Source organism: Actinoplanes sp. G11-F43 (assembly GCF_050589265.1).
Lineage (GTDB): Bacteria > Actinomycetota > Actinomycetes > Mycobacteriales > Micromonosporaceae > Actinoplanes.
This window is the reverse complement of sequence record NZ_JBNZCE010000005.1, coordinates 452,913-468,408: the sequence shown is the minus strand read 5'-3', so window position 1 is coordinate 468,408 and position 15,496 is coordinate 452,913. Positions and strand designations below refer to the sequence as shown.

At 71.5% G+C, this 15,496-nt stretch carries 11 protein-coding genes; 4 read left to right on the top strand and 7 right to left on the bottom strand.

Going from position 1 to position 15,496, the window contains the following annotated elements; genetic code table 11:
- Positions 1–91 precede the first annotated feature (91 nt).
- The 7 genes from ACQ0O7_RS07340 to ACQ0O7_RS07310 all read right to left on the bottom strand — a co-directional run bounded on the left by ACQ0O7_RS07340 (position 92) and on the right by ACQ0O7_RS07310 (position 9,403).
- Positions 92–307 (bottom strand): hypothetical protein, encoded by a 216-nt coding sequence (locus ACQ0O7_RS07340; protein WP_430780980.1) that lies wholly within the window; start codon positions 305–307, stop codon positions 92–94.
- 33 nt (positions 308–340) lie between these two features.
- On the bottom strand, positions 341–3,505 hold the full coding sequence (locus ACQ0O7_RS07335) for a cyclic nucleotide-binding protein (protein ID WP_430780979.1): 3,165 nt from the start codon (positions 3,503–3,505) through the stop codon (positions 341–343).
- Positions 3,506–3,738: 233 nt separating this feature from the next.
- Positions 3,739–5,418, bottom strand: coding sequence for a trypsin-like peptidase domain-containing protein (locus ACQ0O7_RS07330; protein WP_430780978.1), 1,680 nt, complete (start codon positions 5,416–5,418; stop codon positions 3,739–3,741).
- Between the two features lie 39 nt (positions 5,419–5,457).
- The gene (locus tag ACQ0O7_RS07325) at positions 5,458–7,041 is read right to left on the bottom strand and encodes a sensor histidine kinase (RefSeq protein WP_430780977.1); all 1,584 of its coding nucleotides are present in this window, start codon (positions 7,039–7,041) and stop codon (positions 5,458–5,460) included.
- A gap of 9 nt (positions 7,042–7,050) precedes the next feature.
- On the bottom strand, positions 7,051–7,764 hold the full coding sequence (locus ACQ0O7_RS07320) for a response regulator transcription factor (RefSeq protein WP_430780976.1): 714 nt from the start codon (positions 7,762–7,764) through the stop codon (positions 7,051–7,053).
- 74 nt (positions 7,765–7,838) lie between these two features.
- On the bottom strand, positions 7,839–8,645 hold the full coding sequence (locus tag ACQ0O7_RS07315) for a lysophospholipid acyltransferase family protein (protein ID WP_430780975.1): 807 nt from the start codon (positions 8,643–8,645) through the stop codon (positions 7,839–7,841).
- Positions 8,642–9,403 carry a GNAT family N-acetyltransferase gene (locus tag ACQ0O7_RS07310; RefSeq protein ID WP_430780974.1) on the bottom strand — a complete coding sequence of 254 codons (762 nt, stop codon included), beginning with the start codon at positions 9,401–9,403 and terminating at the stop codon, positions 8,642–8,644. Before ACQ0O7_RS07310 ends, ACQ0O7_RS07315 begins: the two co-directional genes overlap by 4 nt.
- A 142-nt stretch (positions 9,404–9,545) precedes the next feature.
- On the opposite strand from ACQ0O7_RS07310, the gene ACQ0O7_RS07305 reads away from it, so the two are divergent.
- From ACQ0O7_RS07305 to ACQ0O7_RS07290, 4 genes are all read left to right on the top strand, one after another.
- Positions 9,546–10,466, top strand: coding sequence for an ABC transporter ATP-binding protein (locus ACQ0O7_RS07305; RefSeq protein WP_430780973.1), 921 nt, complete (start codon positions 9,546–9,548; stop codon positions 10,464–10,466).
- On the top strand, positions 10,463–11,269 hold the full coding sequence (locus ACQ0O7_RS07300) for an ABC transporter permease (protein WP_430780972.1): 807 nt from the start codon (positions 10,463–10,465) through the stop codon (positions 11,267–11,269). Before ACQ0O7_RS07305 ends, ACQ0O7_RS07300 begins: the two co-directional genes overlap by 4 nt.
- Positions 11,270–11,508: 239 nt before the next feature.
- Positions 11,509–15,228 carry a multifunctional oxoglutarate decarboxylase/oxoglutarate dehydrogenase thiamine pyrophosphate-binding subunit/dihydrolipoyllysine-residue succinyltransferase subunit gene (locus ACQ0O7_RS07295; RefSeq protein ID WP_430781003.1) on the top strand — a complete coding sequence of 1,240 codons (3,720 nt, stop codon included), beginning with the start codon at positions 11,509–11,511 and terminating at the stop codon, positions 15,226–15,228.
- Positions 15,229–15,295: 67 nt separating this feature from the next.
- A complete protein-coding gene (locus ACQ0O7_RS07290; RefSeq protein WP_430780971.1) occupies positions 15,296–15,469 on the top strand; it encodes a DUF6104 family protein in 174 nt (57 codons plus the stop codon).
- The last annotated feature ends 27 nt before the right edge of the window (positions 15,470–15,496 follow it).

Here is a 15,496-nt window from a genome sequence, read left to right as displayed (position 1 = left end):
TCCTGCACGATTACAACCATCACAGACCCCACACCGCCATCGGCGGTGTCTCACCGATCACCCGGTTGGACAACCTCTCCGAACATCACACCTAGTCCAGCTCCGGCATGGCCACCGGGTGTGGGCGGGGACGGCAGGTGCCGCACTGCACGGCGTCCTCCACCACCAGCGCCTCGGTCCGGTCCCGGACCCGGGACCGGCTCACCTCCAGCAGGTACGGCCCGAAACGCGCGTGCTCGGCACACACGCCCCGGCCGCAGAACCGGCACGTCGCGCGCGCCCCTTCGGCACAGAACCAGCACAGCATGGGCGGCCACTCCTCACAGTCGGCCGCCCGTGCTCAGCTGCCGGACGGCTCTTCCGGTTCTTCGGGGGTCACGGAGGACGGTGCGACGGACGGGGAGTTCTGCGGCGGCGGGCTCGGGCTGCTGGCCGACGGCGGGGGCGGGGAGGCCGGCGGCCGGGGGCTGCTGCTCCGGCTGGTGGACGGCCGGCTGGACGGCGACTTGCTGGTCGGTGCCGTCGTGGTCGGCCGGGTGGTGATGTCGGTGGTCGGGACGAGGGTCGGCTCGTCCCCCTCCTCATTACCCTCTTCGCTACTCGAAGGGGAAGGGCTGACACTCGGTGAGGGGCTGAGGCTGGGGCTGGGCGACTCCGGCGCGCCCGGCTCGTCGACCGGCTCCTCGGACGGCTCGGCCTCGGTCGGCTTCTTCACCTCGACGCCGTCGCCGCAGTTCAGCGACTCGTCGGTGGCCGGGCTGCCGGCCCCGGCGACGGTGACCGTGCCGGCCGAGACCGCGACGGCCGACGCGTCCACCGAATACCAGGCCGGCCCGTTGCTGGCCACGTCGCCCTGGGCGCGCAGCACGGTCAGGCCGAGCGGCTGGAAGGCCCCGCTCGGGCTGTTGGTGTCGGCCAGCAGCCGCCCGTTCTCCAGCCGCAGCCGGCCGGACGGCGCGATCTGCCGGCCGGCGGCCACCCCGGCCTCGTCGATCTCGGTCCGGGAGCCGCCGCACAGCACCACCGCGGCGCCGCCCGGGAAGGTCAGCATGGCCACGCCGCCGCCCGGCACGTCGATCCGGGAACCGGCGGACAGGTAGCGCCGGTCCCGCGGGGCGAGGGTGGAGGTCTCCCGGTCGGCGATCGCGGTCGCCGAGCCGCGCTGCACGGTGAGCAGCACCCGCTCGGCGGGCATCTCCGCCCAGGCCGGGCTGCCGCTCACGTTCACCAGCAGGCTGCCGCCGGCGAAGACCAGCATCAGGCTGACGAAACCCCACATCCGGCGTTCGAAGTGACGGTCCACGTCGTACTGCTCGTCGGCGTCCGGCGGGCCGGGCGGCACCGCCAGCGGCGGGTGCGCGGATCCGGGCCGGGCCACCGCCGGGGTGCTCGGGCGCAGGGCCGGCATCGGGACGCCGGGACCGTACGAGCCGATCAGCGGGGGCAGGTCGGAGGCGTTCGGGATGACCCACAGCCGCACCGGGGTGCGGGCCTGCGCCACCATGCCGGGGCTGCCGTCACCGACCGGGCCGACCAGGGTGCCGCGGCGCAGCTCGACGCCGTCCGGCATGGCGATCACACCGGATTCGACGACCACCGCGTGGGTGGGGCCGGGCAGGATGACCGGCGCGCCCGGATCCAGGTCGACCGGGTGCGCGGCGGCGATCAGGGCCAGCCGCTGGTCCTCCTCCAGGGCGGCGAGCGCCGGGGTGTCGGCGAACAGCGCCTCGGCCTCGTCCCGCTCGTGCGGCGGCGGGCCGGGCATCGGGCCGACCACCGTCGCCACCGTGGACGCCGGCATGGACAGCAGGGTCACCCCCGCGGTGTACCAGTCGAGCTGGGCGCTGCGGCCGGTCAGGGCGGTGGCCAGGCCGACCACCCCGCCGGGGCCGACGTGGTGCCGGATGGTGCCGCCCGGGTCGCCGGGGCGACGGCCGTGCAGCGCGCCCTCCACCACCACGTGGACGGCGCCCTGGACGTCCCCGGTCCGCACGATCTGCCGGCCGGTCGGCGGGCGGGCCCAGCGGGCCCGGGTGGCCAGCGCGTTCAGCGACGGCTCGGGCAGGCCACCCAGCTCGGAGGCGCGCAGCGCGGCCACCCGGCGGGGCATGTCCGCGTCCCGGTCGCGTTCGGCGGCCCGCTGGCGCAACCGGCGCAAGCCCCGGGCCAGGCGGCCGAGCAGGAAGTAGAGCGGCGGGGCGAGCACACCCAGGACGATCACCACGAGCAGCAGCCGGGAGACCGGGCCCTCATACCAGAGGCCGACCGCGAGACCGTGGATCCGGTCGGTCCACAGCCGGTACCCGAGCCCGGCCGCGCCGACCAGCCAGAGCAGTGCCAGGAAGCCGTACAGGGCGACCAGGCGGCCCTCCCGGTCCAGCGCCCGCCAGCGCGGGCCACGGCGGCGCAGCCGGCCGCCCAGCCAGGCCAGGCCGCGGGCCCGGACGTCCGGGATCTCCAGCCAGTCCATCAGCAGGTATTTGCCGTCCAGCGGCAGCAGCGGGCTGAGGTTGAAGAAGGTGTGCAGGTAGAAGAGGAAGGCCAGTTTGAAGGTGATCGCCGAGATCGCGGGCACGGCGAAGCCGGCGACCTGGAGCAGCCCGGCCAGCCCGAGCGCGGTGGCCGGGCCGGCGGCGGTGACCGCGATCCGGGCCCGGCGGCCGGCCATCCACACGTCGCTGGTGTCGACGAAGACCGACGGGATGCCGAAGTAGAGCATCAGCCCGGCGGCCGGCACCTCGCGGCCGACCCGTTTCGCGGCGAGCGCGTGGCCGAACTCGTGAACCGCCAGCACCACCACGTTCAGTGACACCAGCACGATCGCACCGAGTAGGTACGAGTCACCCACCAGGAAGAGCGACCGGCCACCCTGATGCCAGGTGAGCACGAACAGCAGCACCCCGGCGATCGCGAGCAGGGTGCCGAGCCAGACCACCGGCCGGGTGAAGAGGAACCGCCCGACGGTCCGGTAGAGCGTCGAGACCAGGCCGTCCACCGGCACCGACAGCACCACCCGGCCCCGGGCGGCGGCGACCAGCGAGTCACCCACCCGGCGTGGCAGCGGGTCCCGGCGCAGCTCGCGCAACGGGCGGAAGGCGTCCATCGGAAGCTCTTCCAGCATCCGGTTCGCGGCCAGGTCGGCGACCACCCGGCGGACCTGGTCCGGGGCGAGCCGGCCGGCGATCCGGGCGAACTCGGCGACCAGCCGGGCCACCGTGCTGTCGCCGTCCATCATCAGCGCGAGCTGGTATTCCTCCGGAGTGAGCCGGAGGTAGGAGGAACGGCCGCCGTCCTCGGGCGAGCGCAGCATCACGTACCGGCCGCCGCGCACCGCGGTCCGGTGCCGGACCTCGATGCCGGGGCGCAGCACCGGCCGGGCACTGCCCGGTTCGAGCCGGTCCGCCACGGTGTGCCACAAGCCGGTGTCGGCCGGTCCCGACGGCACCCCCGGAGCCCGTCCGGCCAGGGCTTCCCAGACGTTGGTCCGGGTTTCGACGTACGTCAACTGAGGGGGCCTTTCACTCCGCCGTAGCGAGCACCACGTGTCCGCACCGGCGGACGAGGGTTGCGCCAGTGGCGAACGCAGATTAGGCGCTCCCCTGCGCAAACGCGAGACCCGGGCGGGAAAAGCGTCCCCTTGGTCGCGAAAGGTCCAGAATCCCGGCATCCATAGGAATACGGCGGGTGACGTGCCCACCCCGGGTCACGTCACCCGCCGCAGCGAGAGGGGTCGATGGATTACTGAGCCTCCTGCAGCGTCACGGTCACCGTCTGCTTGGCGCCGTTGCGCGTGAAGGTGATCGTCATCTGCTGGCCGACACTGCCCGCCTGGACCGCCGCGACCAGGTCCTCGGACTCGTCGATGGCCTTGCCGTCGACCTCGGTGACCACGTCACCCTGCTGCAGGTCGACCTTGGCCGCCGCACTGTCCGGGGTCACGCTGCTGATCAGCGCACCGCCGTTCTCCGCGTTGGCCACGCTGACGCCGAGGGCCGGGTGGCTGACCTTCTTACCCTGCATCAGGGCCTCGGCCACCTCGGCGGCCTTGTTGCTCGGGATGGCGAAGCCGAGGCCGATGTTGCCGGTGCCCTGCCCGGAGGTGGCGATCGCCGAGTTGATGCCGACGACCTCGCCGTTGGTGTTGACCAGCGCGCCACCGGAGTTGCCCGGGTTGATCGGGGCGTCGGTCTGGAGCAGACCGGTCATCGTGGTGCTGCCGGACTGCTGTTGCTGCTGCTGGCCGCCGCCGAACGGGCTCTGCGGCTGCTGCTCCTGCTCGCCGGCCGACTGGATGCTCCGGTCCTTGGCGCTGATGATGCCGGCGGTCACCGAGCCCTCCAGCCCGAGCGGGCTGCCCAGGGCCAGGACGGTGTCGCCGACCTGGATCTGCGAGCTGTCACCGAACTTCGCGGCCTTCAGATCGGTCACCCCGGTCGCCTTGATCACCGCGAGGTCGGTGCGCGGGTCGGTGCCCACGATGGACGCGGTGGTCTTGGTGCCGTCCGCGAAGATCACCGTCACGCTGTCGCCCTGGGCGGTCGAGACCACGTGGTTGTTGGTGACGATGAACCCGTCGGCGGTGAGCACCACACCGGAGCCCTCGCCCGAACCCGTGGTGATCGACACGACGCTGTCCTGCACGGCGGCGGCGATCTGGGCCAGCGACGAACGGTCCACCACCCGGGTGACCGAGGTGTTGCCGGTCTGCACCCCGGCGGAGCCGCCGTCGGGGCTGAGCGCCAGCGCGGTGGCGGCACCGACCCCGCCGGAGACCAGCGCGATCAACACGGCGGCCGCTCCGGCCAGCAGGATCTTGCGGCCCCGGCCGGGCGGGCGGCCGTCACCACCGGCGGGGGCCGGGGTCCACGGCGGGGTGGTGCCGTCGCCACCGTTGGCGGCGGCCTGCGTCGCGGCGGCGTGCCAGGCCTGATAGGCCGACTGGTGCTGTGAGTAGTCGTAACCGGTCTGCCCGCCGTAACCCTGCGGGGTCTGGTAGGCGTAGTGCGGCTGGCCGTAGGGCTGCGCGGTGACCGGCTGGGCCGACACCGGCCGGCCGGGGTAGGGCTGCCCGGACGCCGGCTGGGCAGACATGGGCTGGGCCGACACGGGCCGGCCGGAGAGCGGCGGGCCGGACACCTGCTGCCCGATCGGCTGGGCCGACACCGGCGCCGCGTCCGGTTGACCGGCGGTGGACTGAGCCGGCGCCGGGGTGGCGCCGGCCGGCTGCTGCGGCTGCTGCCAGGGCGACGGCTGCGCCCAGGAGCTCTGCTGCGGCGGGGGTGCCGCGGACTGGGGAGCATCGGACTGCGGGGCAACCGGCGGCTGCGCAAGCGTCGGCTGCTCAGACTCGACCCGCTCCGCGCTGCTGTTGTCAGCGGCGGCGTCCGCGGGCCGCGGGTTGGTCTCGTTCTCGTTCATGTCGCTAACTCTGCCCCGTCGGACTCGTACCGAACTGTGTTACCCCTGGACGTTTTCTGTGAAGCTTTTGTCCGGGTTTATGGTGGGTAGGGTGACACGGAAGGTGGCACCACGTCCCGCCTCGGACAGAACCTCCACGGAACCTTGGTGTGCCCGCACGATGGCCGCCACGATCGCCAGCCCCAGACCGGTGCCGGTGGCCTCCCGATCGGTCTTGCGGGTGCGCGCCTCGTCCACCCGGTAGAAACGCTCGAAGACCCGCTCGGTCTGCTCCGGGCTCAGCCCCGGCCCGGTGTCCGACACCTCGACCACCGCGGTGTCCCCCACCCCGGCCGAGAGCCGCAGTGTCACCGAGGCGTCCGGCGGCGTGTGCGTCAGGGCGTTGGTGACCAGGTTGCCGATCACCTGCCGCAGACGGGCGTCGTCGCCGTTGGCCACCAGGCGCTCCGGCTCGTCCCGGACCTCCAGCGTGACCTCCCGGTCCGGCGCGGTGGCCTGGGCGGCCTGCACCGCGTCCATGGCCAGCACCGGCAGCTCGACCGGGGCCAGGGTGAGCGGCCGCTCCCGGTCCAGCCGGGCCAGCAGCAGCAGATCCTCGACGAGCAGGCCCATCCGGGCGGCCTCGTCCTCGATCCGCCGGACCAGCCGGGCCACCTGCTCCGGGTCGGAGACCGCACCCTGCCGGTAGAGCTCGGCGAACCCGCGGATGGTGGTCAGCGGGGTGCGCAGCTCGTGCGAGGCGTCCGCGACGAACTGCCGCATCTTCTGCTCCGACTCCAGCGCCCGTGACTCGGAGCGCTGGGCGGAGTCGGCGTTGTCCCGGGCGATCTGCTCGGCGGCCCGGGCGGCCTGCTCGGACAGCGCGCGGGCGATGAACGCCGACTCGATCTGGGCGAGCATCGCGTTCAGAGCGTTGGAGAGCCGGCCCAGCTCGGTGGTGGGCTCGCCGTCCTCCTCCGGGTCGGGCACCCGCTGGGTGAGGTCACCGGCCGCGATCCGGGCCGCGGTGCGCTCGATCTGCCCGAGCGGGACTAGGGTCTGCCGGACCAGGGCGGCACCCACTGTGGCCAGCGTGATCATCACCCCCACACCGACCAGGAAGTCGACCCAGATCAGCCGGGCGATGACCGCGTCGACGCCGGTCATCCGCTGGGCGATGTGGAGGACGTCGCCGTTGTCGACCCGGGCCACCACCATCCGCCAGATCAGCTTGCCGTTCAGAGAACGCACCGTGTACGGGTCTTCGATGTGCGCGGTGATCTCGTCGACCCCGGCGGAGAGGCGCGGCAGCTCCTCGACGGTGAGCTTGGTCTTGTCGTAGTGGATGTTGTTGCCGGCGCCGCTCACCGAGGTCTCGGCCAGGAAGTAGTCCGGCGGCAGGAAGATGTTGATCCGGACGCCCTCGTTGATCGCCCCCACCGTGCCCTGCGCGAACGACTTGAGCTGGGCGTCCATCCGCTCCACCATGAACTGGTTCAGCGCGAAGGTGCTGGACGCGCTGATCAGGGCGAGCGCCGCGAACACCAGGGTCAGCACCGAGGCGACCAGCTTGGTCCGTAGCGAGATCTTGCGCAGGCTGGGCTGGCGCGGGAGGACCGTCCGGACCCGGTCGGCGAAACTCACCCCCGCGGCCTAGACGGCTGGCTTGCGGAGCACGTAACCCACCCCGCGCAGGGTGTGGATCAGGCGGGGCTGAACGTTGTCGACCTTGCGGCGCAGATACGAGATGTAGGACTCGACGATGTTGTCGTCACCGCGGAAGTCGTATTTCCACACGTGGTCCAGGATCTGCGCCTTGGAGAGCACCCGATTGGCGTTCAGCATCAGATAGCGCAGCAGCTTGAACTCGGTCGGCGAGAGCTGCACCCGGTTGCCCGCCCGGTAGACCTCGTGGGTCTCCTCGTCCAGCTCCAGGTCGGCGAAGACCAGCCGGGACGGCTGCTCGTCACCGGCGTTGGTGCGGCGCAGCACCGCCCGGATCCGGGCGGTGAGCTCCTCCAGGCTGAACGGCTTGGTCACGTAGTCGTCGCCACCCAGGGTCAGACCGCGGATCTTGTCGTCGGTGCCGTCGCGGGCGGTCAGGAAGACCACCGGCGTCCGCTGCCCACCCTCGCGCATCAGCCGGATCACCTCGAACCCGTCCAGATCGGGCAGCATCACGTCGAGGACGACCAGATCGGGAGTGGCGTTGCGGGCGGCGCTGACGGCCGCGCTGCCGCTGGTCGCGGTGGTCACCTCGAACCCGGCGAAACGCAGGCTGGCGGAGAGCAGCTCGAGGATGTTCGCGTCGTCCTCGACGACGAGGAGCTTGGCCTCACTCTGCTTGGGCTGGGTCTGGGTAGCCATGCGCCCAGTATTTCCCCAGCCGCTGCGGCTTGCCTGCGCACTCGCTGAAAATTTTCTGTGAGCCTGGTCGGTGATCACGCGGCCAGGTGATATCCCCCACCCGCCAGGCTGGATTGCGCGGCACGGGCCAGCACCCGGCGGTCGGCGTCCGGGTCGGGTCGCAGCGCGGGCGCCGCCACCAGGGTCACGGTCAGCTCACGGACCCGGGCCACCCGCAGCACCGACTCCCACAGCGTCTCGGCGCCGAGGAAGGACGCCTCGGCACAGTCGTAGCCGACCGAGACCGGCACCACCCGGGCGCCCGCGTCGATCGCCGCCTGGAACAGCGCCGGACGGAACCGGCCCTGATCGGGACCGCAGTACGTCGTACCCTCCGGGAACAGGGCGACCGAACTCCCGGCCCGCAGCTGCGCGGCGACCTCGGCCACCGTCCCCGGCAGGGTCCGCGGCCGGCTCCGGTCGATGAAGACCGCGCCCATCCGCCCCGCCGCCCAGCCGAGCCCCGGCCAGGACCGCACGTCGTGCTTGGCCACCACCCGCACCGGCAGTGTCGCCGCCAGCGCCACCGGGTCCAGCCAGGAGACGTGGTTGGCGACCAGCAGGCTGCCCGGCCGGGGCGCCGGGCCGCGCCACACCAGGCGGATCCCGAGGGCCGCGAGGATGGCCCGGCCCAGGGCGCGCACCGCGGCGCCACGCAGCAGCGCGGCCGGGAGCAGACCCAGCAGGAGTACGGCCACCAGCGCGGTCACCCGCACCGCCACCCGGACCGGGCCGGAGCGGGTGAAGCCGCCGGTACGGCACCGGTCGTCACACGCCGAAGCCGGCTGCCAGAGGGTGGCCGGCCTCGGGACGGACCCGGCCATCAGGACGGGCCCGGTCATCGGGACGCGCCCAGGAAGTGCCGGCGGTACCTCGGGTCCAGCCGGTCCATCGAGAACAGCACGTAGAAGTCGGCGCAGTCGAACGCCGGGTCGTAGGCCGGCTCGCCGCACACCCAGCTACCCAGCCGCAGGTAGCCGCGCAGCAGCGGCGGCACCGCGGTCCTCGGGTCGGCCGGCACATCATCGCCGGGCACCCACGGCGTGCGCGGCCGGACCCGCAGCGCGGGCGGGGACAGATGCCTGGCGTTCAGCCGGGCCCGGACGCCGGCCGCGGTCGCCCCGCCGTCACCGAGCGGCACCGAGGCGCAGCCGCCGAGCCAGCGCAGGTTGTTGAGGTGCAGGTAGCGGGCGATGCCGGCCCACATCAGGTTGACCACGGCGCCGGAGCGGTGGTCCGGGTGCACGCAGGAGCGGCCGATCTCGACCAGGTGGTCACGCAGCGGCCGGAGCGCGCTCAGGTCGAACTCGGCGTCGGCGTACCGGCGGCCGGCCAGTTCGGCGGCGCGCGGCGGCAGCATCCGGTAGGTGCCGACCACCTCGCCGGTGGCGTCGTCACGGACGATCAGGTGATCACAGAAGGCGTCGAACTCGTCGGCGTCGATACCCTCGGCGGTGTCCGGGAGACGGGCGCCGAGCTCGCCGGCGAAGACGTCGTGGCGCAGGCGCTGCGCGGCCTCGACCAGTGCCGGGTCGTCGGCGAGGAACAGGGTGTAGCCGCTGGTCCCGGTGGGTGCGGCGGCGGTCATCAGAACTGCCATGTGATCTGTCTAAGGCCGACGTCTGCCGATGGCGTGTCGCGACAGGTGGCGATGCGTGACCGGTGGATGAACGGCGTGTGCGCGGGCTCACGATGGCGTTGATCTAGTACGTTGGGCGCTTCCATTCACAGGGAGGGGCCGCATGACCCGGCCGAACTACGCGGGGATCACCGTCGAGCACCTCACCAAGCAGTACCGCGGTCTGCGGGCGGTCGACGATCTCTCGTTCACGGTGCATCCGGGCCGTGTCACCGGTTTCCTCGGCCCGAACGGGGCCGGCAAGACCACCGCGCTGCGGATGATCCTGGGCCTGGTCACCCCCACCGCCGGCACCGCCACCATCGGCGGTGTGCGCTACCTCGACATGCCCGACCCGCTGCGGCAGGTCGGCGCGGTCCTGGAGGCGTCCAGCGCGCACCGCGGCCGCAGCGCCCGCAACCACCTGCGGGTGATCTGCCGGGCCGCCGGCCTGCCGGACTCGCGGGCCGACGAGGTGCTCGCCCTGGTCGGGCTGAACACCGTCGGCACCCGCAAGTTCAAGGGTTACTCGCTGGGCATGAAGCAGCGGCTCGGCATCGCCGCGGCGATGCTCGGCGACCCGGGGGTGCTGATCCTGGACGAGCCCACCAACGGGCTCGACCCGGAGGGCATCCGGTGGATGCGCGACCTGCTCAAGGCGCTCGCCGCCGAGGGCCGCACGGTGCTGGTCTCCAGCCACCTGCTCGGTGAGATGCAGCAGCTCGCCGACGACGTGGTGATCATCGCGGCCGGCCGGCTGATCCGGCAGGGCCCGGTCGGCGAGGTGCTCGGCGCCACCGCCGGGGCGGCCCGGGTGCGGGTGCGCACCCCGCGGGCCGAGCAGCTCACCGCCGCTCTCAAGGAGGCGGGGCTGGAGGTCGGCGCCGATCCGGACGGCTCGCTGCGGGTGTTCGGCGCCGAGCCGGCCCGGGTCGGCAACATCGCCTTCACCGCCGGGGTGGAGCTGCACGAGCTGATCGGCGAGAACGCCGACCTGGAGCGGGCGTTCCTGGAACTGACTGCCGGAAAGGCGGGCGCCCGATGAACCTCATCCGTGCCGAGCTGCTGAAACTCCGTACCACAGCAATGTGGTGGATCTTCGCCATCGTGTTGTTGCCGCTCTGGGGCCTGGCGCTCGCCTACAACTGGCTGTCCGCGAACGTGACCCTGACGACGGACGCCTCCGACCTCGGCGGCGCGAGTTTCGGCAGTGTCGAGCAGGTGGTCGCCGGCCTCTACACCAGCGGGCAGTTCTCCGGGGTGCTGCTGGTGGTGCTGCTCAGCGCGATCCTGGTGACCAGCGAGTTCTTCCACCTGACCGCGACCTCGACGTTCCTGGCCACGCCGCGCCGGGAGCTGGTGATCGGGGCCAAGATGGTGGTCGCGGCGCTGGTGGCGGTGGCGGTCTGGCTGTTCACCACGCTGCTCAACCTGGCCATCGCCCCGCTGGTGCTCAGCGGGCTCGACCAGCCGTCGTACCTGGAGGAGTCCTTCGCCTGGCAGGCGATCGGGCTGAGCGGGCTGGCCTTCGTGCTCTGGTCGCTGCTCGGGGTGGGCGCCGGTGTGCTGATCCGCAGCCAGATCGGCGCGGTGATCACGCTGTCCGTCGTCTACGTGCTCGGCACCCAGGTCGTCAACGTCATCTTCTTCCTGCTCAGCGAGTACGTCTGGGAGCCGCTGCTGACCCTGCGGATCCTGATCCCGACCCTCGCCTCCGACCTGCTGATCACCGGCCCGCAGATGCCGGACGATCCGCCGCGCTGGGTGGGTGGCCTGATCCTGGTCGCCTACGCCGCGATCACGGCGGTGGTCGGCACGCTGATCACCAAACAGCGGGACGTCTCGTAACGAGTGGGGCCGGTGGGTGGGCTATCTCTCACCGGCCCGCCGAACTCGGTAGACTCGCCCGGTCGCGACGGTACGGCCGGAACCGGAGCTGTCGGTCAGGGGCCTTGTTGCCCATAGGGCGTGGGACGTCCGGACCGACAGTGCCCACGCACGGCGTAGCCTGGACACCGAATCCTACCCGTCCCGCGTGACGAAGTGGTCACGTGATGACAAAAACGGTGAAAGAGGCGAACGCGGCAGTGTCGACGCAGCAGACTTCGCAGGACAATCCACTCGCGGACTTCGGTCCCAACGAGTGGATCGTCGATGAGATGTACCAGCGGTACCTGGCCGACCCGACCAGCGTCGACCCTGCCTGGCACGATTTCTTCGCCGACTACAAGCCGGCGACGTCCCAGGGCTCGATCGCTACCCCGGACCAGGCCACCGCCGCGAACGCCAAGGCAACCGCGGCCAAGGCCGGCACCGACGCCCCGGCGGCGGCGACCGTCGCGGCGCCCAAGCCGATCACGCCGGCCCCGGCCAAACCGGCCGCCACCCCGGCGCCGGCCGAGAAGCCCGCACCGGCCGCCGCCAAGCCGGCCGCCGCCGCGGCGCCGTCCGGTGGCGCCAATACCGTCACCCTGCGCGGGGTGGCCGGCAAGATCGTGCAGAACATGGAGGCCTCCCTCCAGGTTCCCACCGCCACCTCGGTGCGCTCGGTCCCGGCCAAGCTGATGGTCGACAACCGCATCGTCATCAACAACCACCTCTCCCGTGGCCGGGGCGGCAAGGTCAGCTTCACCCACCTGATCGGCTGGGCCCTGGTCCGCGCGGTCGTCGCGCACCCGGAGATGAACAACACCTACGCCGAGATCGACGGCAAGCCCACCCTGGTCCAGCCCGAGCACGTCAACCTGGGCATCGCGATCGACCTGCAGAAGAAGGACGGCTCGCGCACCCTGGTGGTGCCGTCCATCAAGAACTGCGAGACGCTCGACTTCCGCGGCTTCTGGCAGGCGTACGAGGACATCGTCCGGCGCGCCCGCCGCAACGAGCTGACCATGGACGACTACTCCGGGACCACGATCTCGCTGACCAACCCGGGCGGCATCGGCACGGTCCACTCGATCCCGCGCCTGATGAACGGGCAGAGCGCCATCATCGGCGTCGGCGCGATGGAGTACCCGGCTCCCTACGCCGGGATGAGCGACGAGACGCTCACCGACCACGGCGTCAGCAAGGTCACCACGCTGACCAGCACCTACGACCACCGGGTCATCCAGGGCGCGCAGTCCGGCGAGTTCCTCAAGGTGATGCACGAGCTGCTGCTCGGCGGGCACGGCTTCTACGACGAGATCTTCACCTCCCTGCGGATCCCGTACGAGCCGGTCCGCTGGGTCCGTGACGTGGCCCGCACCTCCGAGGGGCAGATCGACAAGGCGGCCCGGGTCGTCGAGCTGATCCACGCGTACCGGGTGCGCGGTCACCTGATGGCCGACACCGACCCGCTCGAGTTCACCATCCGCAAGCACCCCGACCTGGACGTGCTCCAGCACGGCCTGACCCTGTGGGACCTGGACCGGTCCTTCCCGGTCGGCGGCTTCGGCAACAAGCAGAAGATGAAGCTGCGGGACGTGCTCGGCGTGCTGCGGGACAGCTACTGCCGCCGCATCGGCATCGAGTACATGCACATCCAGGACCCGGAGGAGCGCCGCTGGGTCCAGGAGCGCATCGAGGTCAAGTACACCAAGCCGGACACCGAGGAGCAGAAGCACATCCTGCACCGGCTGAACGCGGCCGAGGCGTTCGAGACCTTCCTGCAGACCAAGTTCGTCGGGCAGAAGCGGTTCTCGCTGGAGGGCGGCGAGTCGCTGATCCCGCTGCTGGACGCGGTGCTGCAGGACTCCGCCGAGGCCGGGCTGGACGAGATGGTGATCGGCATGGCCCACCGCGGCCGGCTGAACGTGCTCACCAACATCGTCGGCAAGCCGTACGAGAAGATCTTCAACGAGTTCGAGGGTCAGATGGACCCGAAGACCGCGCACGGCTCCGGCGACGTGAAGTACCACCTGGGCCAGACCGGGAAGTACACCACGCCCGACGGTGAGCACTCCACCACCGTCAGCGTGGTCGCCAACCCGTCCCACCTGGAGGCCGTCGACCCGGTCCTGGAGGGCATCGTCCGGGCCAAGCAGGACCGCCTGGACCTGGGCCTGCACGGCTACACGGTGCTGCCGGTGCTGGTGCACGGCGACGCCGCGTTCGCCGGTCAGGGTGTGGTCGCCGAGACGCTGAACCTGTCGCAGCTGCGGGGATACCGCACCGGCGGCACGATCCACGTGATCGTGAACAACCAGGTCGGTTTCACCACCGCCCCGGAGTACAGCCGCTCCTCGATGTACTCGACCGACGTCGCCCGGATGGTCGAGGCGCCGATCTTCCACGTCAACGGCGACGACCCCGAGGCTGTCGTACGGGTGGCGAGGCTCGCCTTCGAGTACCGCCAGGCGTTCAACAAGGACGTCGTGATCGACATGATCTGCTACCGCCGCCGCGGTCACAACGAGGGCGACGACCCGTCGATGACCAACCCGCGGATGTACCAGATCATCGACACCAAGCGCAGCGTGCGCAAGCTCTACACCGAGGAGCTGATCGGCCGCGGTGACATCACCGTGCAGGAGGCCGAGGAGCAGCTGCGCGACTACCAGGGCCGGCTCGAGGAGGTCTTCAAGGCCACCCGGGACACCGCGGGCAGCCCGCCCCGGCCGCGGATCATCGCCGAGGAGCCGGAGCCCGAGGTGCAGAGCGCGATCGACCCGAGCGTGGTCCGCGCCGTCGGCCAGTCGCACGTCGAGCTGCCCGAGGGCTTCACCCCGCACAAGCGGGTCCAGCAGCTGCTCGACCGGCGGGCCAAGATGTCCACCGACGGCGGCATCGACTGGGGCTTCGGCGAGCTGATCGCGTTCGGCTCGCTGCTGGCCCAGGGTGTCACCGTCCGGCTGGCCGGCCAGGACTCGCGGCGGGGAACCTTCACCTCGCGGCACGCGGCCATCGTCGACTCGGTCACCGGCAAGGACTTCCTGCCGATCAGCTCGATGGCCACCGGCAGCGCCCGGTTCTTCGTGCACGACTCGCTGCTCAGCGAGTACGCCGCGATGGGCTTCGAGTACGGCTACTCGGTGGAGAACCCGGACGCGCTGGTCCTCTGGGAGGCCCAGTTCGGTGACTTCGTCAACGGCGCCCAGTCGATCGTCGACGAGTTCCTCTCCTCCGGCGAGGTGAAGTGGGGCCAGCAGTCGTCGCTGGTGCTGCTGCTGCCGCACGGCATGGAGGGTCAGGGCCCGGACCACTCGTCCGGCCGCCCGGAGCGGTTCCTGCAGCTCTGCGCGCAGGACAACATGCGGGTGGCGAACCCGACCACCCCGGCGAACTACTTCCACCTGCTGCGCCGCCAGGCCCTGTCCAGCAAGCGCAAGCCTCTGGTGGTCTTCTCGCCGAAGTCGCTGCTGCGCCACAAGCTGGCGGTGTCCGGGGTGAACGACTTCACCCAGGGCACGTTCCAGCCGGTTCTCGGCGACGTCGGCAACGGCGGCCAGCCGCTGGACGCCGCCTCGGTGAAGCGGGTGCTGCTCTGCTCCGGCAAGGTCTACTACGACCTGCTCCAGGCGCGTGGCGACCGGGGCATCACGGACACCGCGATCATCCGGATGGAGCAGATCTATCCGCTGTCGGTCGAGGAGCTGAAGGCGGTCCTGTCGCAGTACCCGAACGCCGAGGACTTCGCCTGGGTCCAGGAGGAGCCGGCCAACCAGGGCGCCTGGTCGTTCGTGGCGCTCAACCTGCTGGAGCACCTGGAGGGTGTCCGCCTGCGGCGGATCTCCCGCCCGGCCGCGGCCGCCCCGGCGGTCGGCTCGGCGAAGATGCACGACGCCGAGCAGTCCGCGCTGATCGAGGCGGCGCTTCCGCGCCCGTGACGCGCTCCGTCTCGCGCTGACGAGGGGTCGCTCCGGGTTTCCGGGGCGGCCCTTTTAGCATTCAGGCATGTACTTCACCGATCGTGGCATCGAGGAACTGGTCCAGCGTCGTGGCGAGGAGACAGTCACGCTGGAGTGGCTCGGTGAGCAGCTGCGCACCTTCGTCGACATGCACCCGGAGTTCGAGACGCCGATCGAGCGGCTCGCCACCTGGCTGGCGCGCGACGACGACGACGAGTAATGGTCCTCACCTTCTAGTCGGGACTTT